The sequence below is a fragment of the Streptomyces sp. NBC_01451 genome (assembly GCF_036227485.1).
Taxonomy (GTDB): Bacteria; Actinomycetota; Actinomycetes; order Streptomycetales; family Streptomycetaceae; genus Streptomyces.
In genome coordinates, this window is sequence record NZ_CP109479.1 from 980,458 (window position 1) to 1,004,101 (window position 23,644).

A 23,644-nucleotide genomic window follows, 5' to 3' on the forward strand; every position below is an offset into this window, starting at 1 on the left:
CGGTGGAACGTGGAATGCCGCCCGGAAGATCCACCACGTCCACCACGTCCAGTACACCCAGTACCGCGAAGAGGAGCACCCGCATGTCGAACCACACCTATCGGGTCACCGAGATCGTCGGCACCTCGCACGAAGGCGTCGACCAGGCCGTCCGCAACGGCATCAGCCGGGCCTCGCAGACCCTGCGCAACCTGGACTGGTTCGAGATCACGCAGGTCAGGGGCCAGATCGTGGACGGGCAGGTCGAGCACTACCAGGTCGGTCTGAAGGTCGGCTTCCGGCTGGACGACGGCGAGTGACAGCCGTGGGCAGCCCGCTCAGGTCCGGCCCTCGCCCTCCTGCGCCTCCTTCAGCGCGCCGGACTCGGCGGCCCAGCGGGCCCGTACGACGCTGAAGCCCGCGCGTTCCGCGTCCTGGCAGACGAGTTCGTCGTCGTCCACCAGGACGCGGATCTCACGGTCGCGGGCCAGCCGGCGCAGGACCTCCAGTTTGGTGCCGCGGGCGGGCCTGCGGTCGTCGTTGCGCCGCATCCAGACGCGGCCCTCGGGCAGTCCGTGCGCGGCGAGCCAGGCGAGCGTGTCCCGGCGGCAGCGCTCGGGCCGGCCGGTGAGGTAGACGACCTCGCACTCCCGCGCGCTCTCCAGGGCCAGCGTCACGCCCTCGGTGAGCGGCGGGTCGTGCGGCGCGGCGGCGAAGAAGGCCGCCCAGTCACGCGGCTTGCGCTCCAGGAAGCGCTGGCGGTGCGCGGTGTCGGCGAGCGTGTTGTCGAGGTCGAACACGGCGAGCGGTCTGCCGCTCTTCGGGCCGCCGCTCTGCGAGCTGTTGTTCTGCGAGCTGTGGTTCTGCGTCACGGCTCCTGACCCTAGTCAACCGGACCCGGCAACCTCCACGGCCCCGGCGGCCACTCCTTGGCGACAGAGCCGAGGCAGAGGCGGGAGCCGTACATGCGCAACGCAGCGATCCGGACGGGAACGGCGGTCCTGGGCACCGCGTTAATGACAGCGGGGATGCTCGTGGGAGCGGCCGAGGGGGCCAGTGCCGCGACGACGCTCGTCGTGGCGACGGGCGGCGACGACTCGGCGCCGGGCACCACCGCACGCCCCCTGAGGACCATCCAGAAGGCCGTCGACCTGGCGAAACCGGGCGACACGATCACCGTGCGCGGGGGCACCTACGCGCTCACCGACAACATCACCATCGCCACCTCCGGCACCGCGTCCCAGCCCATCACCCTGGGTGCCCATCCGGGTGAGCGGGTCGTCGTCGACGGGGAGCAGCTGCCCGCCAGTCACACGCCGGTCGGCGGCAGCATTCCGCGCGGCGAGCGCGGTGCGATCCACCAGGAGGCCTCGTACTGGCGGATCTCGGGGCTGGAGATCGTGAACGGGCCGTACGGCGTCTACTGCGACGGCTGCAACAACAACGTCTTCGCCCGCCTCGTCACGCACGACAACTACGAGTCCGGTTTCCAGCTCCAGGGCGCCTCCGCCGACAACCAGATCCTGGACCTGGACAGTTACGGCAACCGCGATCCGCGCAAGAACGGCGAGAGCGCGGACGGACTGGCCATCAAGGAGGGTGGCGGGACCGGCAACGTCGTGCGGGGCGCGCGGCTGTGGAACAACGTCGACGACGGCTTCGACGCCTGGAAGTTCACCTCGCCGGTCACGATCGAGAACACCGTCTCGTACGGCAACGGCTTCAACCGCTGGAACTTCCCCGACTTCGCGGGTGACGGCAACGGCTTCAAGCTCGGCGGCGGCACCCCGGCGCCCGCCACGGGGCACGTCCTGCGCAACACCGCCGCGTTCAAGAACGCGGCCCACGGCTTCACGGACAACGGCAATCCGGGTGCCGTCGGCGTCAACCGCAGTACCGCGTACGGGAACGCGGGCACCGGCTTCGACTTCGACGTCTCCGGGGGACGTGCCGCCCTCACCGCCAACCTGTCGGTCTCCGACGGGCGGGCCGCCGCTCTCGGCTCCGCCACCGTCTCCACCGGCAACTCCTGGGATCTGGGCGGAACTTGGAACGCCGCTTCGGTACTGAGCACCGACCCTGCGGCCGTCACCGGCGCGCGTCGCGCGGACGGTTCGCTGCCCGCGGCGCCCAACTTCCTCGTGCCGCGCGCCGGAACGAACATCGGAGCCCGCTTCTAGGCGATCTCCGAGGGGCGTGGCACAGGCGCATCGGGGGGCGTGAGCGATCAACCGGAATTCAATCTGTCGGAAACATTGACTCACTCACGCCCCCTACCTATCTTTCGGTCGAACCTCCGTACACCGTTCCATATATCGAACAATGTCGGCCCGGGAACAGGCCGCTGAAGGAGACTCGCCGTGGACCGCACCCGCAGCAGCTCGACGAGCCGACGCACGCTCCTCAAGGCCTGCACGGCCCTGGTCGTCGCCGTGACCGTGCCCGCCGTCGTCGGCACCCCGGCGTTCGCCGCCGTCCCCGCCTCCCCGGCCGTCACCTTCACCAACCCGATCGCCGAGCAGCGCGCCGACCCGCACATCTACAAGCACACCGACGGCTACTACTACTTCACCGCCACGGTCCCCGCGTACGACCGGATCGTGCTGCGCCGTGCCACCACGCTCCAGGGCCTGGCGACCGCCGCCGAGACGACCATCTGGACCAAACACGCCAGCGGTGACATGGGGGCCCACATCTGGGCTCCGGAGATCCACTTCATCGACGGCAAGTGGTACGTGTACTTCGCGGCCGGCGCCTCCGACGACATCTGGAAGATCCGCCCGTACGTCCTGGAGTCCTCCTCCGCCAACCCGGTCACCGGGACCTGGACCGAGAAGGGCCGTATCGCGCTGCCGCTGGACACCTTCTCGCTCGACGCGACGACCTTCGTGGTGAACGGCACCCGCTATCTGAGCTGGGCACAGAACGACCCGGCCGTCGGCGACGGAACCAACATCTACCTCGCGAAGATGTCCAACCCCTGGACCATCAGCGGCACTCCGGCGATGATCTCCCGGCCCACGCTGTCCTGGGAGATCATCGGGCACACGGTGAACGAGGGTCCCTCGGTCATCCAGCGCAACGGGAAGCTCTTCATGGCCTTCTCGGCGAGCGCCACCGACGCCAACTACTGCCTGGGACTGCTGACCGCGTCGACGTCCGCCGATCTGCTCAACCCGGCCTCCTGGACGAAGAGTCCGCAGCCGGTGTTCACGAGCAACGCCTCGACCGGGCAGTACGGGCCGGGCCACAACACCTTCACGGTCTCCGAGGACGGCAAGTCCGACGTCCTCGTCTACCACGACCGCAACTACAAGGACATCAGCGGCGACCCGCTCAACGACCCCAACCGGCGCACCCGTTACCAGAAGCTGTACTGGAACGCCGACGGCACCCCGAACTTCGGCATCCCGGTCTCCGACGGGCTCACCCCGGTCCGCCTCTCGTCGTTCAACTACCCGGACCGGTACATCCGGCACTGGGAGTACCGGGCGAAGCTGGAGGCGAACGTCACCAACCTCGCCGACTCGCAGTTCCGGATCGTCACCGGGCTGACCGGCTCCGGGACCGTCTCGCTGGAATCGGCGAACTTCCCCGGCTACTACCTCCGGCACAAGAACTACGAGCTGTGGGTGGAGAAGAACACCGGCACGGCCACCTTCCTGGCCGACGCGTCCTTCGTCCGGCGGGCAGGCCTCGCCGACTCCGCCGGGGTGTCCTTCGAGTCGTACAACTTCCCGGGCCGTTTCATCCGGCACTACAACAACCTGATCCAGCTCCAGCCGCTGAGCACCTCCCTGGACCAGCAGGACGCGACGTACTACACCGAGTAGCCCGTCCGGCGGACGAGCGGCTTCAGATCCAGAGACTTCAGAGCTCACCCACATCAAGTCACCTCAGAGACGAGGCACATGTGACTCCCCCGCTGTCGAGACGGTTCCTGCTGCAGAGCGCGGTCCTGGCCGCCGCCGCACCCGCGTTCGCCTACGCGGCCTCCGGCCGGGCCGCCGCCGCTGCCCTGCCCGCGCCGTCCGCCTGGACGCTCCGCCCCTTCGAGCTGAAGGACGTCTCGCTCGGCCAGGGCGTCTTCGCGAGCAAGCGGCAGCTGATGCTGGACCACGGGCGCGGCTACGACGTGAACCGGCTGCTCCAGGTGTTCCGCGCCAACGCGGGCCTCTCCACGGGCGGGGCGGTCGCCCCGGGCGGCTGGGAGGGCCTGGACGGCGAGGCCAACGGCAACCTGCGCGGCCACTACACGGGCCACTTCCTGACCATGCTGTCGCAGGCTTACGCGAGCACCGGGGAGCAGACCTACGCCGACAAGATCTCGACGATGGTCGGTGCCCTGACCGACGTGCGCGCGGCGCTGCGCACCGACCCGCGCATGCTCACCGTCACCGGGAAGTGGGGCGGCGCCCACGAGAACGTCCGGGGCTCCTACCAGTACGTGGACCTCCCGGCCGCCGTACCGGGCGGCGCCGCGGCCATCACCCTGTCGATCTGGGTCAAGCCCACGCACGACGCCAACTGGCAGCGTGTCTTCGACTTCGGCAACGACACCACCCGGTACATGTACCTGGCCTCCCGCAACGCCGGTGGGGTGCCGCGCTTCGCCATCACCACCAGCGGCGCCGGCGGCGAACAGGGCCTCAACGGCACCGCCGCGCTGCCGCTGAACCAGTGGAGCCACCTCGCGGTGACCATCTCCGGCACCACGGGCACGCTCTACGTCAACGGCACCGCCGTCGCCACGAACACCGCGATGACGCTCAACCCGTCCGTCCTGGGCACCCTGACGAACAACTGGCTGGGCCGCTCGAACTACTCCGGCGACCCGGTCTACGCGGGCGCCTTCGACGAGTTCAACGTCTACTCGCGTGCCCTGACCGCGGCCGAGATCACCTCGCTCCAGAGCAACGAGGCGAAGAAGTCCACCGCGGGGCTCGGCAACCTCGCCTCGTACTACTTCTCCGCCACCACCGGCGGTACCTTCGGCGACGCCTCCGGGCGCGGACTGACCGCCACCCTGCGCCGCACCTGGGGCGGCCCGAGCCACCCGGGCTTCCTCGCCGCCTACCCGGAGACGCAGTTCATCGCACTGGAGTCGATGACGAGCGGCGACTACACGAAGGTGTGGGCGCCCTACTACACGGCCCACAAGATCCTCAAGGGGCTGCTGGACGCCTACCTCGCGACGGACGACGCCCGGGCGCTGGACCTCGCGTCCGGCATGTGCGACTGGATGTACTCCCGGCTGTCCAAGCTGCCCGACGCCACCCTGCAGCGGATGTGGGGGATCTTCTCCAGCGGTGAGTTCGGCGGCATCGTCGAGACCATCGTCGACCTGTACGCGATCACCGGCAAGGCCGACCACCTCGCCCTGGCCAAGCTGTTCGACCTCGACACGCTCATCGACGCGTGCGCGGCCAACACCGACACCCTCAACGGCCTGCACGCCAACCAGCACATCCCGATCTTCACCGGATACGTACGGCTGTACGACGCGACGGGCGAGACGCGCTATCTGACCGCCGCGAAGAACTTCTGGGGCATGGTGATCCCGCAGCGCATGTACGGGATCGGCGGCACCAGCACGGGCGAGTTCTGGAAGGCGCGCGGGGTGATCGCGGGGACGCTCAGCGACACCAACGCCGAGACCTGCTGTGCGTACAACCTGCTCAAGCTGAGCCGGACGCTGTTCTTCCACGAGCAGGACCCGAAGTACATGGACTACTACGAGCGGGCGCTCCTCAACCAGGTGCTCGGCTCCAAGCAGGACAAGGCCGACGCAGAGAAGCCGCTCGTCACGTACTTCATCGGGCTCACGCCCGGGCATGTGCGCGACTACACGCCCAAGCAGGGCACCACCTGCTGCGAGGGCACCGGCATGGAGAGCGCCACGAAGTACCAGGACTCGGTGTACTTCAAGTCGTCCGACGGCGCCTCCCTCTACGTCAACCTGTACAGCCCCTCCACCCTGACCTGGGCCGAGAAGGGCGTCACGGTCACCCAGACCACCGAGTACCCGAAGGAGCAGGGCACCACGCTCACCTTCGGGGGCGGCAGCGCGGCCTTCGCACTGCGGCTGCGGGTGCCGGTCTGGGCGACGGCCGGCTTCCAGGTGACCGTCAACGGGCAGGCGGTGAGCGGCACTCCGGTCGCCGGGAGCTACTTCGCGGTGTCGCGGACCTGGCAGAGCGGAGACGTCGTACGGATCAGCGTGCCGTTCCGGCTGCGGGTCGAGAAGGCGCTCGACGACCCGTCGCTCCAGGCCCTGTTCTACGGGCCGGTGAACCTGGTCGCGCGGAGTTCGAGCACCAGTTACCTGTCCGTGGGCCTGTACCGCAACGCCGCTCTCTCCGGCGACCTGCTGCCCTCCCTCACCCCGGTGAGCGGCAAGCCGCTGCACTACACGCTGAACGGCACCGAGTTCGCCCCCTTCTCCGAGGGGACCGAGGACCCGACGCACGCCTACGTCCGGCGCGCCGAACCGACGGTCGTGTTCGGGACCGTCTCCTCCGGCATCGCCAACCCGGCGAAGACCGACGGCACCACGCTGCTCGACGAGATCTGGGCGGGGGCGCCCTTCGCGAACAAGGCAGCGCTGGTCACCCGGGTGCGGTCGACGACGGCGGCCTGGGTGACGGCGGGGCTGCTCACACAGGCCGCGGCCGACACGGTGGTGAGCACGGCGCAGGCGGCGTCGTACGTGTCCTGACCGTCGTACACCTGCTGATCCGCGCGGGCGGTACCCCTACCGGAGGGGTACCGCCCGTCCTGCGTGCGGACGACCCACGGGGCCGCCTGTACTGCGTTCTCAGTAGTGGTGATTGTCGACAGGTGCACGACGACGGGAGGGGGCCGGTCCCGGGAACCTTGTCCGGTACCCGAGATCCGATGATGTGGAGACCTCCCCCTCGTGGCCACCTTCCTGTACAAGCTGGGCCGACTGGCCTTCCGGCGGCGCTGGTACGTCGCCCTGATGTGGCTGGCGGTGCTCGCCGCCGTCGGTGCCGGTGCCGCCACGGCGCCCGCCGCTCCCGACGCCGACAACACGATGCCGGGAATCGAGTCCCAGAAGGCCTTCGACCTGATGGACCAGCGGTTCCCCGGCTCCAACGCGCACGGCGCGAACGCCCGGGTGGTGTTCGTGGCGCCGGGCGGCGAGAAGGTCACCGCCACCGAGAACAGGGCGGCGATCACGAAGTTCGTGGGCGAGGTGGCCGACGGCTCACAGGTCGCGTCCGCCGCGAACCCCTTCCAGGCACAGGCGGTCAGCGAGGACGCGACCACCGCCTACGCCACCGTCAGCTACAAGGCGAAGCCCGACGATCTCACCGACGCCACCAAGAACCACCTCCGGAACGCCATCAAGGAGGCGCAGGGCTCGGGGCTGACCGTCGAGGTCGGCGGTACCGCGCTGGCGACGACACCCGCGGCGGGCGCCACGGCCGAGGCGATCGGTATCGCCATCGCGGCCCTCGTCCTGATCGTCACCTTCGGTTCGCTGGCCGCCGCCGGGCTCCCGCTGCTGACCGCGGTCATCGGTGTGGGCGTCAGCATGGCGTCGATCCTGGCGCTGAGCAGCGCGCTCGGTCTGTCCTCGACGACCGGGACGCTGGCCAGCATGCTGGGGCTGGCCTGCGGTATCGACTACGCGGTGTTCATCGTCTCCCGGTACCGGGAGGAACGCGGCAAGGGCCACGGCCCGCAGGAGGCGGCGGCGCTCGCGACCGGCACCGCCGGGTCGGCGGTCGTCTTCGCCGGGCTCACCGTCGTCATCGCGCTGGCCGGACTCATGGTCGTCGGCGTGCCGATGCTGACGAAGATGGGGCTGGCCGCCGCCGGCGCGGTCGGCGTGGGCGTGCTCGTCGCGCTGACGCTGGTCCCGGCCCTGGTCGGGTTCTGGCCGAACGCGCTGCTCTCGCGCTCCGCCCGGAAGACCGGGCAGATCAAGCAGGCCGCCGAGCACAACGGCGGCACCCGCTGGGCCCGGTTCGTGCTGCGCCGCCCGATCCCGGTGCTGATCGCCTCGGTGGCCGGTCTCGGCGCCCTCGCGATACCCGTGACGGACCTCCAGCTGGGCACGTCCGGTGACGAGGCCAAGCCGACGTCCACCACCGAGCGCCGCGCCTACGACGACCTCGCGACGGCCTTCGGCCCGGGCTTCAACGGTCCCCTGACGATCGTCGTGGACGCCAGGGGCGCTGCCGACGCCAAGCGCGCGGTGGTGACGATCTCCGAGAAGATCGCCGCCACGAAGGGCGTCGTGTCGGTGTCCCAGGCCCGCTTCAACCCCGCAGGCGACACCGCGATCTTCTCCGCGGTCCCGGCCGACGCGCCGACCAGCACGAAGACGCAGGACCTCGTGAAGACCATCCGGTCCGACCGGCCGGCCACGGTGGCCGGCACGGACGCGGAGTTCAGCGTCACCGGCACCACGGCGGCCAACATCGACGTCGCCCAGAAGATGCAGGACGCGCTGGTCCCGTACCTGATCGTGGTCGTGGGTCTGGCCATCGTGCTGCTCCTGCTGGTCTTCCGGTCGGTCCTCGTACCCCTCAAGGCGGCCCTCGGCTTCCTCCTGTCGGTGCTGGCCGCGCTCGGCTCCGTCATCGCGGTCTTCCAGTGGGGCTGGGGCGCCTCGCTCCTCGGCGTCGAGACCACCGGCCCGATCATGAGCATGATGCCGATCTTCCTGGTGGGCATCGTCTTCGGACTGGCCATGGACTACGAGGTGTTCCTCGTCGCCCGGATGCGGGAGGCCTACGTCCACGGCGACGGACCCAAGCAGGCGGTCGTGACCGGGTTCCGGTACAGCGCGCGGGTCGTGGTCGCCGCCGCACTGATCATGATGGCCGTCTTCTCCGGGTTCATCGGGGCCGGCGAGTCCATCATCAAGATGATCGGCTTCGGACTGGCCGTGGCCGTCCTGTTCGACGCCTTCGTCGTCCGCATGGCGCTCGTCCCCGCCGTGCTGGCCCTGCTCGGCAAGGCCGCCTGGTGGATGCCCGGCTGGCTGGACAAGGTACTGCCGCGGGTCGACGTGGAGGGCGAGGCCCTCGCGCACCAGGCGGCCACACCCCAGTACGGGGCGGACGGAACGACAGACCGGGAGGCGGTCCAGGTCTGACTTTCGGCCGTACGCCCTGAGGGCCGCCCGTGCTGGACACACGGGCGGCCCTCGTCGGACGTCATGACGGGCTGTCGTGGACCATGGGTCCACGCCCTTCGAGCGGAGAGAGCCGATGAGTAGCAGCATCGAGCGTTACATCGCGGGCCATCCCCGTGTCGTCGACACGGTGACGGTCGTGACGCTGTTCGTCCTCTTCCTGGTCGGCGCCCGGATCAGCCTGCCCGGAACCACCCAGCGCGAGGCCCTGTGGCCCGCCGTGGTCATCGCCGTCAACGCGTGCGCGGGCGTGCTGCTGAGCCGCAGCCATCCCCGTACGGCTGTCACCGTGACCACGGTCTGCGCGATGACGGCGAGCGCGCTGGGCTATCTGCTCACCGTGCTGATGCTGGCCCCCGCCATGGTGGCGATCTACTGGCTGGCGGTCCTCACCGACCGGCGCACGACCCGCCGCCACTGCTTCGGCGTGATCGTCATGCTGGTGGCCACGGCCACGCTCCTCGACCCTGTCGACCACCCGCTCGTCCTCAAGACGGTCGCCCCCATCGCCTACGTACTGGTCGCCGTCGTCACCGGCAGCGCGCGACGCATGCGCCGTGCCTATCTGGACGCCGTGCACGCCCGCGCCGACCACGCCGAGCGGACCCGCGAGGAGGAGGCCCGCCACCGGGTGACCGAGGAACGCATGCGCATCGCCCGGGAGCTGCACGACGTCGTCGCCCACCATCTGGCCCTGGCCAACGCCCAGGCGACCACCGCCGCGCATCTGGCGCGCAGCGACCCCGAGCAGACCCGCCGGATGCTCAACGACCTCACCGGCACCACCTCCTCGGCACTGCGCGAACTCAAGGCCACCGTCGGTCTGCTGCGCCACGCCGACGACGTCGAAGCCCCCCTCGAACCGGCCCCCGGGCTCTCCCGGCTCCCCGAACTGATCGACACGGTCCGGTCCGGCGGGCTCGGGGTCACCCTCACGACGGTGGGCAGGGAACGCCCGCTGTCCCCGGGGGTGGACCTGACGGCGTACCGGATCGTGCAGGAGGCGCTCACCAACATCACCAAGCACGCGGCCGGAGCGGCGGCCTGCGTGCGGCTCGCGTACTCGGCGGACCGGCTGGCCATCACGGTCACCAACAACGCCACCGCCACGTTCCCCGTCGGTCGCGTCGCAGCCGTGCCGGCACGCGGTTTCGGTCTCATCGGTATGCGGGAGCGCGCCCACTCCGTAGGCGGCAACCTGGAGGCAGGGCACCGCCCGGAGGGCGGCTTCGAGGTCTCCACCGCGCTGCCCCTCTACCCCCAGCCCACGGAAGAAGAAGAGCGCACCTCATGACGATTCGCGTCCTGCTCGCCGACGACCAGGCACTCCTCCGGGCGACGTTCCGGATCCTGGTCGACTCCGAGGCCGACATGACGGTGATCGGTGAGGCCACCGACGGCCGGGAGGCGGTCGAGCTGACCCGCACCCACCTTCCCGACGTGGTCCTCATGGACATCCGTATGCCCGGCACCGACGGACTGGCCGCAACCGCCGCGATCTGCGCCGATCCGGAACTGTCCGCGACGCGGGTGCTGATCCTGACGACGTTCGAGACGGACGAGTACGTGGCGCAGGCGCTGCGGGCCGGCGCCAGCGGCTTCCTCGGCAAGGACGTCACCGCCGAGACGCTGCTCGCCGGTATCCGCACGGTGTTCTCCGGCGAGTCCCTCCTGTCCCCCAACGCCACCCGCACCCTCATCACCCGCTTCCTCAACTCCCCCGCGCCGGGCACCCAGTTGGCGACCCCGGAGACGCTCGCGGCGCTCACCACCCGTGAGCGGGAGGTGATGTGCCTGGCGGCCGAGGGCAGATCCAACGACGAGATCGCGGAGAAGCTGTACGTCAGCCCGCTGACCGTGCGTACCCATGTGCACCGCGCGATGACCAAGCTGGGTGCCCGCGACCGGGCCCAACTGGTCGTCGTCGCCTACCAGTCGGGGCTGGTGCGGGCCCTGCCGCCGCAGGGGTCGTGAGACACGGGACGACCGTCGGCCCGTACCACCGGAGCGGCCGGGCCCGCCGGTCGTCCTCGCCCGGCGACGGCGGTACAGGAGCCATGCACCGGCCGCGGTGAGCGCCGCTGCGTCCGTGGCCGTCCCGAGGGCGCCGACACCGGTGGAGGCGAGGCCGCCGCCGGTGGTGCCGGTGCCGCCCGTGGTGGTGCCCCCTGCCGTGTTCGCAGGGTGGGTGGCCTCGTCAGGATGCGTCAGTCGCCGACGGCCGTGGGCTGTACCGGCTCGTCCGTCGGTGCCGTGGCCGGGGTCTGCGGGCGGGCGCGCCGGGCTCGCCACGCGCCGACCCGGGCGGCCAGGGGCTCGGTCCAGCGGGCGGTGAGCGGGCCGGCGACGACCAGGATCAGGACGTAGGCGGTGGCCAGCGGGCCGAGGTCGGGCTCGATGCCGGCGGTGACCGCGAGGCCCGCGATGACGATGGAGAACTCGCCGCGGGCGACGAGCGCGCCGCCCGCCCGCCAGCGGCCCTTGACCGAGATTCCGGCGCGGCGGGCCGCCCAGTGGCCGGTGGCGATCTTCGTGCCCGCCGTGACGACGGCCAGGGCGAGGGCCGGCAGCAGCACGGGCGGGATGCTGGCCGGGTCGGTGTGCAGCCCGAAGAAGACGAAGAAGATGGCCGCGAACAGGTCCCTGAGCGGGCTGAGCAGCGTGTGCGCACCCTCCGCGACCTCACCCGACAGCGCGATCCCGACGAGGAACGCCCCCACGGCGGCGGAGACCTGGAGCTCCTGGGCGATGCCCGCGACGAGGATGGTCAGACCGAGGACGACCAGCAGCAGTTTCTCGGGGTCGTCGCTGGAGACGAACCGGGAGATGACCCGGCCGAAGCGGACCGCCACGAACAGCACCAGGCCGGCGGCCCCGAGCGCGATCGCCAGCGTCACGCTGCCGGCGGCGAGCGAGACCCCGGCCACCAGCGCGGTGACGATCGGCAGGTAGACCGCCATCGCCAGGTCCTCCAGCACCAGGATGCTGAGGATCACGGGGGTTTCGCGGTTGCCGACCCGGCCCAGGTCGCCCAGCACCTTGGCGATGACACCGGACGACGAGATCCAGGTGACCCCGGCGAGCACGACGGCGGCGACCGGGCCCCAGCCGAGCAGCAGGGCGGCGGCGGCCCCCGGGAGCGCGTTCAGGGTGAAGTCCACCAGGCCCGAGGGGTAGTGGGACTTGAGGTTGGAGACGAGATCGCTGGCCGTGTATTCGAGCCCGAGCATCAACAGCAGCAGGATGACGCCGATCTCGGCACCGGTGGCGATGAACTCCTCGCTCGCGCCGAGTGGCAGCAGTCCGCCTTTGCCGAAGGCGAGACCGGCGAGCAGGTAGAGGGGTATCGGGGAGAAGCTCAGCCGGGCGGCCATCCGGCCGAGCAGCCCGAGCGCGAGGATGATGGAGCCGAACTCGATCAGCAGAACCTGGGAGTGCATGGCGCTGTCACTCCCGTCCGAGTATCGCCGCGGCGGCGTCGACGCCCTCGCGGGTGCCGATCACGATGATGACGTCCCCGCCGGCCAGCCGGAAGGCGGGCGTCGGGGAGGGGATCGCCTCGGCCCGGCGCAGCACGGCGACCACGGACGCACCGGTCTCCGTCCGCATCCGCGTCTCCCCGAGCACCCGCCCGTTCCAGCGCGAGCCCGCGGCCACCTCGATCCGCTCCGCCACCAGCCCCAGCGGCGTCGTGGACAGCAGACTGGAGCTGTGGTGCGAGGGGCTCAGCGCGTCGATCAGCGAGGCGGCCTCGGGCGCGGTGAGCCGCAGCGACTGGGCGCACGAGTCCGGATCGTCGTCCCGGTACAGGCTGACGGTACGGCCGCCGTCGCGGTGGGCGATCACCGACAGATGCCGTTGCTCACGCGTGACGAGGTCGTACTGAACTCCTATACCCGGCAGCGGAGTGGCCCGCAGGCGTGGCGCAGACACGTTGGATCCCCTTACTGATTGGTTGACTTGGACCGTTGCCGGAGCTCAGGCCCCCGTGGCACCGTCGACGAGTTCGCGCAGGAGGTCGGCGTGGCCGTTGTGGCGTGCGTACTCCTCGATCATGTGCACCATGATCCAGCGCAGCGAGAGCCCCTGGGTACCGGCCAGAGCCGCTTCCGCCTCGGACAGGCGTCCGGACTCGTCCAGTGAGGCAGCGGCGGCGACCAGCTCCCGGCTCCGCGCGATCTCCGCCCGCCAGACGGCCAGCGCCTCGTCGAGCCCGCGCCCGGGGACCAGGGTGAAACCGTCACCCTTGCCCTCCGGGTGGACGACGGGCACGTCGAGGCCCGCGAACACCCGCTGGAACCAGTTCCGTTCGACCTCGGCCAGGTGCTGGACGAGCCCGAGCAGCGTCATCTCCGAGGGCGCCGCAGAGGCGAGCCTCACCTGCCTGTCGTCGAGTCCCTCGCACTTGAGGGCGAGGGTGGCGCGGTGGAAGTCGAGCCAGGCGCTCAGCATGGCGCGTTCGTCGGCGTTCGCGGGAGGGATGGGGCGGCCGTCCGGTGTAGTCGACATGTACTGCACCCTCGCACAGGTGCCCGGAGGGCCGCGAGGAATACGTGCGGCCGGAAGATCGCTGACACGGACACACCCGAGGACCTCCGGAGCCGTCATGCCGAACCCAGCAGACCGATCGGAGCGGCAGCGGCCCGGACCGGGACCGGGGCTGTCCGCGATCCGGTTCTCCGTGCTCGACCGGTCCCGTACCCGGGAGGGCCACCCGGATGCCGAGGCCCTGCGGGACACCGTCGCGCTGGCCCGGGAGGCGGAACGGCTCGGCTTCCACCGGTTCTGGGTCTCCGAGCACCACGGAGTGCCCGGGGTCGCCGGTTCCGCGCCCACCGTGCTGGCCGCGGCCGTGGCAGCAGCGACCCGTACGATCCGGGTCGGCACCGGCGGCGTCATGCTGCCGAATCACCAGCCCCTGGTGGTGGCCGAGCAGTTCGGTGTCCTGGAGTCCCTGTTCCCGGGCCGGATCGACATGGGCCTCGGCCGTTCGGTCGGCTTCACCGACGGGGTACGCCGGGCGCTGGGCCGCGACAAGGACGTGGCCGGGGACTTCGCGGCCCAGCTCGACGAACTGCTCGGCTGGTTCGACGGCACCTCCCCGACGGGGGTGCGCGCCCGCCCCGCCACCCGTGCCTCCGGGGGGATCTCCGTGCCTCCCTTCGTGCTCGCCATGGGCGAGGGCGCCGAGATCGCCGCCCGGGCGGGCCTGCCCATGGTGATCGGCGACCTGCGCTCCCGCGAGCGGATGCTGCGCGGCATCGACACCTACCGTGCCGCTTTCCGGCCCTCGGCCTGGGCGGGCGAGCCGTACGTCGTCGTCTCGGGGACGGTCGCGGTGGCCGCCACCGCGGAGGAGGCCCGGCGGCTTCTGATCCCCGAGGCCTGGTCGATGGCGTACTCCCGCACGCACGGCACGTTCCCGCCGCTGCCGCCCGCCGAGCGGGTCGGGTCCCGGACGATGACCGCCAAGGAGCGCGGCTTCTACGAGTCCGGGCTCGGCGGGCACATCGCCGGCACCGAGGAGCAGGTCGCCCACGAGCTGGAGACCGTGCTGAAGGAGACGGGGGCACAGGAACTGCTGGTCACCACCAGCACCTACGACCGGGCGGCGCTGCTGGACTCGTACCGGCGGCTCGCCCGGATCACCGGCCTGGTGGCGCCCCGCTCCACGTGGCCCGCCGGCGGGGGCGGTCTCAGAACAGCGCCGTCACGGCCTGCTGCACGGCGGTCGCCGCACCCGCCAGAGCCGCCACGGACCGGCCCATGAGACCGATCGTGTCGGCCGCGCCCTCAAGGGTGTCGCGCCGGTCCGCGGGGTTGTCGAGAGCGCCCTCGATGCGGGCGGCCGCGCGCAGCCCGGCATCCCGGTCCTCGCCGGCGCCGAGCCGGGACAGGGCGTCCCGGAACTCCCTGAGGCTCGCCCGGACCTCCGCGACCGCCCGGTCGTCCCCCGGGAGTGACACCGTTTGGCTGACCCCGCTCACGTCTCCTCCCGCGACTGTCGACTGGATGGTGTTGTTGTTGCCCGCCTTCACGTTCGACTCGACCTGTCGCCGGCCTTCGCCGCTCCTCCAGCCGCCCTCGCGCCGAAATCGGTTCATTTCTCGTCCCCCTTCTCTGTCGCCCTGCCGCTCTGGTCCCGGTCCGCGGGGCGGCTCGGCTGCCGGTCCTGCGAAGTGTCCGGGCCCTGACTCGTGCCGTGTGCGTCCCGGCCCGCCGTCACCGCCTGGATGATGTTGTTGTCGCCGGCGTGGATCACCGTCATGATCTTCTGCACCTGGCTCTTGAACTCCGTGATGTCGACTCCCTTGTGGTCGAGGAATTCCTCGACCGTGGAGAACATGGACGACTGAACGATCGTCACATGCCTCACGGCGTCCTCGGCTACGTGCATGTCTCCTGTGTAGACGGGCGAGTAGCGCTCTCTCAGGCTTGTGGGCATCGGCCGCTTCGGGACTTCCGCCAGCTGCTCGCCCGGCCCCGTCCCCTCCCTCTCGCGTGCCCACCACCTGAGGAAGTGCCACCAGCCGAGCACCAGGACGGCGAGATCGCCCACGGCCTGAACGGGGATCTGCGCGAAGGTGCTGATTCTGCGCAGTACCTCGGGATCCACGGCCTCCTCGACATCGTCGAAGAGCGGCGGCAGGACATGGGGACGCACGACGAAGTGCAGTTCCTGCCCCTCGATCACCGCCGACGCCAGCACAGTGATGACCAACTGACCGGACCACGTGCGGACTTGCGCGGACAGGTACTCGCGGACGACGGTCCCGGAATCACTCTCGTCCGGTGCCCGCCCCCACAGGGCGTGCTCGTCGGCGTCGGCACCGGAGTGATTCCTCGGCAGGCGGGCCCAGTGCCGGGACGGCCCGCCCCGGACGTACCGGACATCGCATTCGAGCGGGCGGAAGGGCGGCTCGGCGATCCGCAGATCCTCCAGGTCCTCGCTCACGGCCGAGAGCAGCTCGTCGGTGTCGAAGGCAACGAAGTCCTTGCGGATCTCCTCGTCCTCGTCGTCCTTCTCGCCCTGCAGCTTGATACTGATCGTGGACCGGTGCCAGAGGGCGTTGCCGGCTCCGATGAAACGCCAGTAGCCCGCGTGGAGTTCGTAGGGAAGGGCGTCGCCGGACTGCGCGCGTCCGATCGCGGCGATCCGGCCGCGCAGCCTCGGTCCCGTCCACGGATCGCGGCCACCCCGGTCGCAGACCAGGGCGTAGACGACCGCGACGAGCCGGTCCATGACCCGCACACCCAGGTAGGCCAGCGCGGACAGTTCAACCGCCGCCAGGGCCTCCCCGGCCACCCGGCTCATGGGACGGAGCGTCATCACCAGCACGGGAAGCAGGACCACGACGAGGGCGCCGGCCCATGCCGGGCTGAACCTGCGTCGCCTTGGTCCGGTACGCCACAGCGTGCGCCGAGGGGGGCGGGCGACCAGCATCGCGAGCGCGGCCGTGGAAGCCCACAGAGCCACACCGAGCGGGAAGCGGTACGCGATCCAGCCCAGGACGACCGCGAGCACCACGCGGCGCACCCGCCACTGCCGGCGTGCGGCGAGGCAGTGCGCGAGGACAGGGCCGAGATCGAAGCCGTAGGAGGGCACCACGCGTAGTCGCGACAGGAGAATCTGCCCGATCGCCCACCTGGCGAGCGGCTCGCCCAGCGGAGGGCAGGTCGTGTCCTCCGGCTCCCATCGGGGACGTCGGGCGGCCAGGAGCGCACGCACCGAGGCGAGACCCCACCCATGAGTCGCGATGTGCCGCGATGCCGCTCTGACCGGCTCCAGCCGATCGGGACGACTGTGCGCGGCGGCACACAGTCGCCTGGTCGCCTCGGTGGGCGGAGTGCGCTGTGCCTTCTTCGCCACCGGTTCGGCTCTGGGCGCATCGGACTCCGTTACCGGTGTGGCCGCCGCGGCCGGTGCGGCGCCCGCGCGGAGCGAGATGGCTTGGAAATAGCGTTCTCGCCGTTGCTGCGTGGAAGTTCCCACCCGACGTCCTCCCCCGAGAACGTGCCGTGACGTGCGCAGGCGGTTCTCCGCGACGCTGCTCGGCACCGGATCCACAGAATCCCGGCTGAGTCACGTCCACACAGCATCAAATCCGGCCGATGTGAAAATCGGCCGGAAGGCCGGCTCCACGACTCTGCCGTCTCGGCGCCGAGGAGCGCGGCGCGGGCCACCGCGGCGTCGGCGGAGCACTTCGCCACGGCTGGTGCGGCCCCGGCTGCGGCGGCTGGGCCGCCCGGGCCAGTGCTCTCCGGTCCGGGTGGCTTCCCGGCGCTATGGCGTCCCGTACCTCGACCTCGGCCACCAGCCCACGGGCCGACACCACGCGCCACACCGACCTGAGCAGGGAGTCCTCGCCGACGAAGGCGGGCGCCGTGCTGGCCGCGCCCCCGGCGATCCGGTAGTGCAGGTGCACCGGCTGGACGGGGACGCCGGCGTCCAGCGCGGCCTGGAACACCGCCCGGCGGAAGCGGCCCTGGGCCTTGCCGCACCAGGTGCTGCCCTCGGGGAAGGCGACGACCGCCGTACCCTCGCGCAGCGCGTCGGCGATCCTGGCGACGGTCTGCGGCAGTGCCCGCAGCCGGTCGCGCTCGATGAACAGCGCTCCGCTGCTCGCGGTCAGCGCGCCCGCCACCGGCCATCCCCGGATCTCGGCCTTGGCCAGCATCCTCGCCGGCCGTACGGCGGCCAGCAGCGGGATGTCCAGCCACGAGATGTGGTTGGCGACCAGCAGCACACCCCCGGTGGGCGCGGTGGGGCCGCTCACCCGGAGCCCGACCCCCGCGGCCCGCACGATGGTGCGGGCCCAGCGCCGTACCCACCCGGCGGGGATCCTCCTGCGGAGCGGGCACAGCATGATCCCCGCGAGCAGGACGACCAGGACGGTCACCAGTCGCAGCACGGCCAGGGGTGCGGCCGTCGTGGAACCCGTCGTCTCCACGCACGTCCTCGGGGTGCAGGGCGCGCTGGGCAGCCAGACGCTCATCAGGCGGGGACGAGGGAGAGGAAGTGCCGCAGATAGCGCTGGTTGATCCGGCGCATCGACAGCAGCACGTACAGGTCGGCGACCCCGAAGTCCGGGTCGTGGGCGGGCTCCCCGCAGACCCAGGCGCCGAGGCGGACGTAGCCGCGCAGCAGCGGGGGCAGTTCGGTGCGGCCGGCGGGCCGGGCCACGCCCTCGGCGGACCAGGGCAGCAGCGGGCGTACCCGGAACTCCTCCGGCGCCAGGTGCCTGTCCCGGACGCGGTCCCAGGTACCGGCGGCGAGGGTGCCTCCGTCGGAGAGCGGGATGGAGCAGCAGCCGGCGAGCCAGTCGTGGCCGCGGTCGACCATGTAGCGGGCGATCCCGGCCCAGATGAGGCCGATGACGGCGCCGTCCCGGTGGTCGGGGTGGACGCAGGAGCGGCCGACCTCGACGAGGCCGGGGCGGATCGTGTCGAGCGGCGAGATGTCGAACTCGCCCTCGGAGTAGAGGCGTCCGGCGATCGCGGCCCGCTCGGGGGGCAGCAGCCGGTAGGTGCCGACGACCTGGCCGGTGAGCGTGTCGCGGACCAGCAGGTGGTCGCAGTACGAGTCGAAGGGGTCGATGTCGAGGCCGGGCTGCGGGGAGGACAGCAGGGCGCCGAGCTCTCCGGCGAAGACGTCGTGCCGCAGGCGCTGCGCGGCTCGTACGTCGTCCTCGTCGCGGGCGAGCGTGACGGTGTAGCGGGTGGGTGCGGCGGGGAGCGGGGGACGTTCGATGGTGGAAACGCCGGTCATGGCTCTCTCCTGGTCACGGGCCGGGGACGGCTAGGGGTGAGCTGGCCGGTCCCGTTACGTCCGGCCGCATCAGTTCTTCCGACCGCGGCTGTCCGGCGTGTGACTCTCGCAGAGAGGTGGGGTGTGGGCTTGTTGAATGCCAGGGGTGCCTGGCGGGACCGGCAATGAGCACCACTCCCGGTCCCGCCCGTCCGCACCTTGCCGGCGAACGGTCACTGAGGCGCCCCGAAGGGGCGCGGGGCTGTGACATTCACGGCTCCGCCGGGTGGGCGCGACCAGCCACAACGGTCGCGCACCCGGCATCGGTCCTATCGCTTCGCCACTCCCCGAGCAGCTCGCAGCCACTCCTTGTTCATCCCCGTGATGGAGACGAGGGGGATGCCCTTCGGGCAGGCGGTGGCGCACTCCCCGGCGAGGGTGCAGCCGCCGAAGCCCTCCTCGTCCATCTGCGCGACCATGTCGAGGACGCGGGTCTCCCGCTCGGGCGCGCCCTGCGGCAGCACGTTCAGGTGGTTGACCTTGGCGGAGGTGAAGAGCATCGCCGCCCCGTTCGGGCAGGCGGCCACGCAGGCCCCGCAGCCGATGCACTCGGCGTGCTCGAAGGCGAAGTCGGCGTCCGGTTTCGGTACGGGGGTGGCGTGCGCCTCGGGGGCGGCGCCGGTGGGGGCGGTGACGTAGCCGCCGGCCTGGATGATCCGGTCGAAGGCGGACCGGTCGACGACGAGATCCTTCACCACCGGGAAGGCGGCGGCACGCCACGGCTCGACGTCGATCGTGTCGCCGTCGGCGAAGGACCGCATGTGGAGCTGGCAGGTGGTGGTGCGCTCGGGTCCGTGCGCGTCGCCGTTGATGACGAGCGAGCACGCGCCGCAGATGCCCTCGCGGCAGTCGTGGTCGAAGGCGACCGGGTCGTCGCCCTTGAGGATGAGCTCCTCGTTGAGGGTGTCGAGCATCTCCAGGAAGGACATGTCGGCCGAGATGCCGTCCACCTCGTACGTGGACATGGCGCCCTCGGTGTCGGCGTTGCGCTGCCGCCAGACGCGCAGGGTGAGCTTCATGCGTAGCTCCGCTGGGTGGGGTGGACGTACTCGAAGACGAGGTCCTCCTTGTGGAGGACGGGAGCCGCGCCCGTTCCGGTGAACTCCCAGGCGGCGGCGTACGAGAACTCGTCGTCCCTGCGCTCCGCCTCGCCGTCGGGGGTCTGGGACTCCTCGCGGAAGTGGCCGCCGCAGGACTCGGCGCGGTGCAGCGCGTCGAGACACATCAGCTCGGCGAGTTCGAGGTAGTCGACGATGCGGTTCGCCTTCTCCAGCGACTGGTTGAACTCCTCGCCGGTGCCCGGGACCTTGATCCGCCGCCAGAACTCCGCGCGGATCTGCGGGATGCGGCCCAGGGCCTTGCGCAGCCCGCTGTCGCTGCGGGCCATGCCGCAGAACTCCCACATCAGTTCGCCGAGTTCACGGTGGAAGGAGTCGGGGGTGCGGTCGCCGTCGACGGAGAGGAGGAGGTTCAGCCGGTCCTCGGTCTCCGCCAGCACCTCCTGAACGACGGGGTGTTGAGCGTCCACGGGATCGTGGCCGGGGTGGCGGGCCAGGTAGTCGTTGATGGTGGCCGGGAGGACGAAGTAGCCGTCGGCGAGGCCCTGCATGAGGGCGGAGGCGCCGAGCCGGTTGGCGCCGTGGTCGGAGAAGTTGGCCTCGCCGATCGCGAACAGGCCGGGGACGGTGGTCTGGAGGTCGTAGTCGACCCAGAGTCCGCCCATCGTGTAGTGCACGGCGGGATAGATCCGCATGGGGACCGTGTACGGGTCCTCGGCGGTGATCCGCGCGTACATGTCGAAGAGGTTGCCGTACTTCTCCTCGACGGCCCCCCGTCCCATCCGCCGGACGGCGTCGGCGAAGTCGAGGTAGACGCCCTGGCCGCCGGGTCCGACACCCCTCCCTTCGTCGCAGACGTTCTTGGCGGCGCGGGAGGCGATGTCGCGGGGCACCAGGTTGCCGAAGGACGGGTAGACGCGCTCCAGGTAGTAGTCGCGCTCGTCCTCGGGGATCTCGTTCGCGGGCCGTGCGTCTCCCTTGGCCTTCGGCACCCAGATCCGGCCGTCGTTGCGCAGCGACTCGCTCATCAGGGTGAGTTTGGACTGGTGGTCGCCGGTGCGCGGGATGCAGGTCGGATGGATCTGCGTGAAGCAGGGGTTGGCGAAGAGGGCACCGCGCCGGTGTGCCCGCCAGACGGCGGTGGCGTTGGAGTTCATGGCGTTGGTGGAAAGATAGAAGACATTGCCGTAGCCGCCGGTGGCGAGGACGACGGCGTCCGCGAAGTGGCTGGAGATCTCCCCGGTGATCAGGTCGCGGGCGACGATCCCCCGGGCCCGCCCGTCGACGACGATCAGGTCGAGCATCTCGGTACGGGCGTGCATCTCGACGTTCCCGGCGGCGATCTGCCGGCTGAGTGCCTGGTAGGCGCCGAGCAGCAGTTGCTGTCCGGTCTGGCCGCGGGCGTAGAAGGTCCGGGAGACCTGGACGCCGCCGAAGGAGCGGGTGTCGAGCAGTCCGCCGTACTCGCGGGCGAAGGGGACGCCCTGGGCGACGCACTGGTCGATGATCTCGACGGAGATCTGGGCGAGCCGGTGCACGTTGGACTCGCGCGCCCTGAAGTCGCCGCCCTTGACGGTGTCGTAGAACAGCCGGTGCACGGAGTCGCCGTCGTTGCGGTAGTTCTTCGCCGCGTTGATGCCGCCCTGGGCGGCGATCGAGTGGGCCCGGCGCGGGGAGTCCTGGTAGCAGAACTGGACGACGTGGTAGCCCTGTTCGGCGAGCGTGGCCCCGGCGGCGCCCCCGGCCAGCCCGGTGCCGACGACGATGACGGTGTGCCCCCGCCGGTTGGCGGGGTTGACCAGCCTGGCCTCGAAACGGCGCCTGTCCCAGCGCTCGTTGACGGGGCCGGCGGGCGCCTTGTGGTCGACGAGGGGCTCGCCGGTCGTGAACTCGGTGTATTCAGCGGTCATTTCAGCTCACCACTCCGGTCATGACGCCCACGGGGACGGCGAGGAAACCGGCCGTGAGCAGCAGCGCGAGGACGTTCGCGACGGTCTTGAGGGCGCGGTCGCGGGTGCGGCTGCCGACGCCGAGGGTCTGGGCGGCGCTCCAGAAGCCGTGCCGGACGTGCAGGCCGAGGGCGAGCATCGCGACGATGTAGACGACGTTGCCGTACCAGGTGGAGAAGGTGTCGACGACGTTCTGGTAGGGGTGGCCCGGCTGGAAGCCGCCCGAGTGGACCGTGCCGGTGGTCAGGTCGAGGACGTGCCAGACGATGAAGAGGCCGAGGATGATCCCGCCCCAGCGCATGGTGCGTGTCGCGTAGCTCGTCCGCGCCTTCCTGTGCACGTACTTGCCCGGCCGGGCCCGGATGTCGCGGCGGCTGAGCTGGTAGGCGGAGGTGGCGTGGCCGAAGACGGCGACCACGAGGACGATCCGGATGAGCCAGAGCGTCCACTCGTAGTGCATGAAGGGCTCGCCGACCGTGCGCAGCCAGTGGGCGTAGTGGTTGAACTCGCCGGGCCCGAAGAAGATCTTCAGGTTGCCGATCATGTGGACGACGAGATACAGCAGCATGATCAGGCCGCTCACGGCCATCACGGTCTTCTTGCCGACGGAGCTGTCCCACACCGTGCGTGCCATGGACGGCCGTCGGTCCGTCCGTGTTGCCAGAGCCATGGGACAAGACGCTAAGGCGGGGAAACCCGATCGGTCCAAGACATGGTCCGGCTCGTTTCCATAGTCAGTGCCTATGCACGACCTATCCTGGACGCATGCAGTTCCAGCAGCTCCAGTACTTCGTGGCGGTCGCCGAGACCCGGCACTTCACCCGCGCCGCCGATCTCGTCCATGTCGCACAGCCGTCGCTCTCCCAGCAGATCAAGTCGCTGGAAAGGGAGTTGGGGGCCGAACTGTTCCTGCGGGCACGCGGCAACATCACCCTCACGGACGCCGGCGAGGCGCTCCTCCCGCTGGCCCGGCGCATCCTGGCCGACGCGGACACCGCCCGGCACGAGGTGCAGGAACTGGTCCAGCTGCGGTCGGGGCGGATCCGGCTGGGCGCGACGCCGAGCCTGTGCACGGGCCTGCTGCCGGACGTGCTGCGCGCCTTCCACGACCGCTATCCCGGCATCCGGCTGCTGATCGAGGAGGGCGGCTCGCACGACCTCGTACGCGAGCTGGCGCGCGGCGCCCTGGACCTGGCCCTGGTCGTCCTCCCGCTGCCGACCCCGTCCCCGGCGCTGACCACGGTGGAGGTCCTGCGCGAGGACCTGGTGGTGGTGTCGTCCCCGGAGGCACCCGCACCCGGCCGGGGCCGGCGGACCGTCCGCGTCGCCGACCTGGAGGGCGAGCGCCTGGTGATGTTCCGGCACGGCTACGACCTGCGCGAGCTGACCGTGGCCGCGTGCCGCTCCGCCGGGTTCGAGCCGGAGTTCGCGGTGGAGGGCGGGGAGATGGACGCGGTGCTGGGCTTCGTGCGGGCAGGGCTGGGCGTGGCCGTCGTACCGCGCATGGTGGCGAGCCGGTCGGGCCACGACCTGCGGGTGACGCCCCTGGCCCGGCCGGGGCTGTTCCGGGCGATCGCGCTGGCCCACCGCAGCGATGTGGCTCCGCCCCGGGCGGCTCGCGAGTTGCAGCGGATGCTGCTTGAGCGGTGAGCCGTGAGGGCGGGGTCGGGGACACAGC

The 23,644-nt window shown here is 70.9% G+C and carries 20 protein-coding genes; 9 read left to right on the top strand and 11 right to left on the bottom strand.

Annotation, left to right across the window (positions count from 1 at the left end; translation table 11 throughout):
• Positions 1 to 83: 83 nt before the first annotated feature.
• Positions 84 to 299: a dodecin gene (locus OG595_RS04370; protein WP_164416283.1), complete on the top strand. Its 216-nt coding sequence runs from the start codon at positions 84 to 86 to the stop codon at positions 297 to 299.
• An 18-nt stretch (positions 300 to 317) separates the two neighbouring features.
• Here the strand turns inward: OG595_RS04370 and OG595_RS04375 are convergent, their stop codons facing one another.
• On the bottom strand, positions 318 to 779 hold the full coding sequence (locus OG595_RS04375) for a phosphatase domain-containing protein (RefSeq protein ID WP_443073318.1): 462 nt from the start codon (positions 777 to 779) through the stop codon (positions 318 to 320).
• Positions 780 to 944: 165 nt separating this feature from the next.
• Here OG595_RS04375 and OG595_RS04380 point away from each other — a divergent pair, with 165 nt between their 5' ends.
• From OG595_RS04380 to OG595_RS04405, 6 genes are all read left to right on the top strand, one after another.
• Positions 945 to 2,159 (top strand): right-handed parallel beta-helix repeat-containing protein, encoded by a 1,215-nt coding sequence (locus OG595_RS04380; RefSeq protein WP_329267970.1) that lies wholly within the window; start codon positions 945 to 947, stop codon positions 2,157 to 2,159.
• Between the two features lie 240 nt (positions 2,160 to 2,399).
• Positions 2,400 to 3,812, top strand: coding sequence for a family 43 glycosylhydrolase (locus tag OG595_RS04385; RefSeq protein WP_329282629.1), 1,413 nt, complete (start codon positions 2,400 to 2,402; stop codon positions 3,810 to 3,812).
• An 80-nt stretch (positions 3,813 to 3,892) separates the two neighbouring features.
• Positions 3,893 to 6,697 carry a beta-L-arabinofuranosidase domain-containing protein gene (locus OG595_RS04390; protein ID WP_329267972.1) on the top strand — a complete coding sequence of 935 codons (2,805 nt, stop codon included), beginning with the start codon at positions 3,893 to 3,895 and terminating at the stop codon, positions 6,695 to 6,697.
• A 201-nt stretch (positions 6,698 to 6,898) separates the two neighbouring features.
• The gene (locus OG595_RS04395; RefSeq protein WP_329267974.1) at positions 6,899 to 9,112 is read left to right on the top strand and encodes an MMPL family transporter; all 2,214 of its coding nucleotides are present in this window, start codon (positions 6,899 to 6,901) and stop codon (positions 9,110 to 9,112) included.
• 115 nt (positions 9,113 to 9,227) lie between these two features.
• Positions 9,228 to 10,445, top strand: coding sequence for a sensor histidine kinase (locus OG595_RS04400; protein ID WP_329267976.1), 1,218 nt, complete (start codon positions 9,228 to 9,230; stop codon positions 10,443 to 10,445).
• On the top strand, positions 10,442 to 11,125 hold the full coding sequence (locus tag OG595_RS04405; protein WP_329267978.1) for a response regulator transcription factor: 684 nt from the start codon (positions 10,442 to 10,444) through the stop codon (positions 11,123 to 11,125). The genes OG595_RS04400 and OG595_RS04405 overlap by 4 nt, the downstream gene beginning before the upstream one ends.
• Before the next feature lie 233 nt (positions 11,126 to 11,358).
• Here OG595_RS04405 and OG595_RS04410 read toward each other — a convergent pair whose 3' ends face one another.
• The 3 genes from OG595_RS04410 to OG595_RS04420 are packed head-to-tail and all read right to left on the bottom strand — an operon-like array spanning position 11,359 to position 13,660.
• The gene (locus OG595_RS04410) at positions 11,359 to 12,591 is read right to left on the bottom strand and encodes a cation:proton antiporter (RefSeq protein WP_329267980.1); all 1,233 of its coding nucleotides are present in this window, start codon (positions 12,589 to 12,591) and stop codon (positions 11,359 to 11,361) included.
• Positions 12,592 to 12,598: 7 nt separating this feature from the next.
• A complete protein-coding gene (locus OG595_RS04415; protein WP_329267983.1) occupies positions 12,599 to 13,084 on the bottom strand; it encodes a cation:proton antiporter regulatory subunit in 486 nt (161 codons plus the stop codon).
• A gap of 45 nt (positions 13,085 to 13,129) precedes the next feature.
• Positions 13,130 to 13,660, bottom strand: a complete 531-nt coding sequence (locus OG595_RS04420; RefSeq protein ID WP_329267985.1) for a DinB family protein — start codon at positions 13,658 to 13,660, stop codon at positions 13,130 to 13,132.
• Positions 13,661 to 13,757: 97 nt separating this feature from the next.
• Here OG595_RS04420 and OG595_RS04425 point away from each other — a divergent pair, with 97 nt between their 5' ends.
• The gene (locus OG595_RS04425) at positions 13,758 to 14,921 is read left to right on the top strand and encodes an MsnO8 family LLM class oxidoreductase (RefSeq protein WP_329267988.1); all 1,164 of its coding nucleotides are present in this window, start codon (positions 13,758 to 13,760) and stop codon (positions 14,919 to 14,921) included.
• Here the strand turns inward: OG595_RS04425 and OG595_RS04430 are convergent.
• The 7 genes from OG595_RS04430 to OG595_RS04460 all read right to left on the bottom strand — a co-directional run bounded on the left by OG595_RS04430 (position 14,848) and on the right by OG595_RS04460 (position 22,600).
• Entirely contained in the window at positions 14,848 to 15,255 is a 408-nt protein-coding gene (locus OG595_RS04430) for a hypothetical protein (protein WP_329267991.1), read from the bottom strand. The two genes, OG595_RS04425 and OG595_RS04430, sit on opposite strands and share 74 nt — an antisense overlap.
• Positions 15,252 to 16,880, bottom strand: a complete 1,629-nt coding sequence (locus OG595_RS04435; RefSeq protein WP_329267994.1) for a hypothetical protein — start codon at positions 16,878 to 16,880, stop codon at positions 15,252 to 15,254. The genes OG595_RS04430 and OG595_RS04435 overlap by 4 nt, the downstream gene beginning before the upstream one ends.
• A 370-nt stretch (positions 16,881 to 17,250) precedes the next feature.
• Positions 17,251 to 18,147 (bottom strand): lysophospholipid acyltransferase family protein, encoded by an 897-nt coding sequence (locus OG595_RS04440; protein ID WP_329267997.1) that lies wholly within the window; start codon positions 18,145 to 18,147, stop codon positions 17,251 to 17,253.
• A complete protein-coding gene (locus OG595_RS04445) occupies positions 18,147 to 18,920 on the bottom strand; it encodes a GNAT family N-acetyltransferase (protein ID WP_329267998.1) in 774 nt (257 codons plus the stop codon). Before OG595_RS04445 ends, OG595_RS04440 begins: the two co-directional genes overlap by 1 nt.
• Positions 18,921 to 19,228: 308 nt before the next feature.
• The gene (locus tag OG595_RS04450; protein WP_329268000.1) at positions 19,229 to 19,978 is read right to left on the bottom strand and encodes a succinate dehydrogenase/fumarate reductase iron-sulfur subunit; all 750 of its coding nucleotides are present in this window, start codon (positions 19,976 to 19,978) and stop codon (positions 19,229 to 19,231) included.
• Entirely contained in the window at positions 19,975 to 21,927 is a 1,953-nt protein-coding gene (locus OG595_RS04455; RefSeq protein WP_329268002.1) for a fumarate reductase/succinate dehydrogenase flavoprotein subunit, read from the bottom strand. The genes OG595_RS04450 and OG595_RS04455 overlap by 4 nt, the downstream gene beginning before the upstream one ends.
• Before the next feature lies 1 nt (position 21,928).
• Positions 21,929 to 22,600: a succinate dehydrogenase gene (locus tag OG595_RS04460; RefSeq protein ID WP_329268004.1), complete on the bottom strand. Its 672-nt coding sequence runs from the start codon at positions 22,598 to 22,600 to the stop codon at positions 21,929 to 21,931.
• Between the two features lie 131 nt (positions 22,601 to 22,731).
• On the opposite strand from OG595_RS04460, the gene OG595_RS04465 reads away from it, so the two are divergent.
• Positions 22,732 to 23,616: a LysR family transcriptional regulator gene (locus OG595_RS04465; RefSeq protein WP_329268007.1), complete on the top strand. Its 885-nt coding sequence runs from the start codon at positions 22,732 to 22,734 to the stop codon at positions 23,614 to 23,616.
• The last annotated feature ends 28 nt before the right edge of the window (positions 23,617 to 23,644 follow it).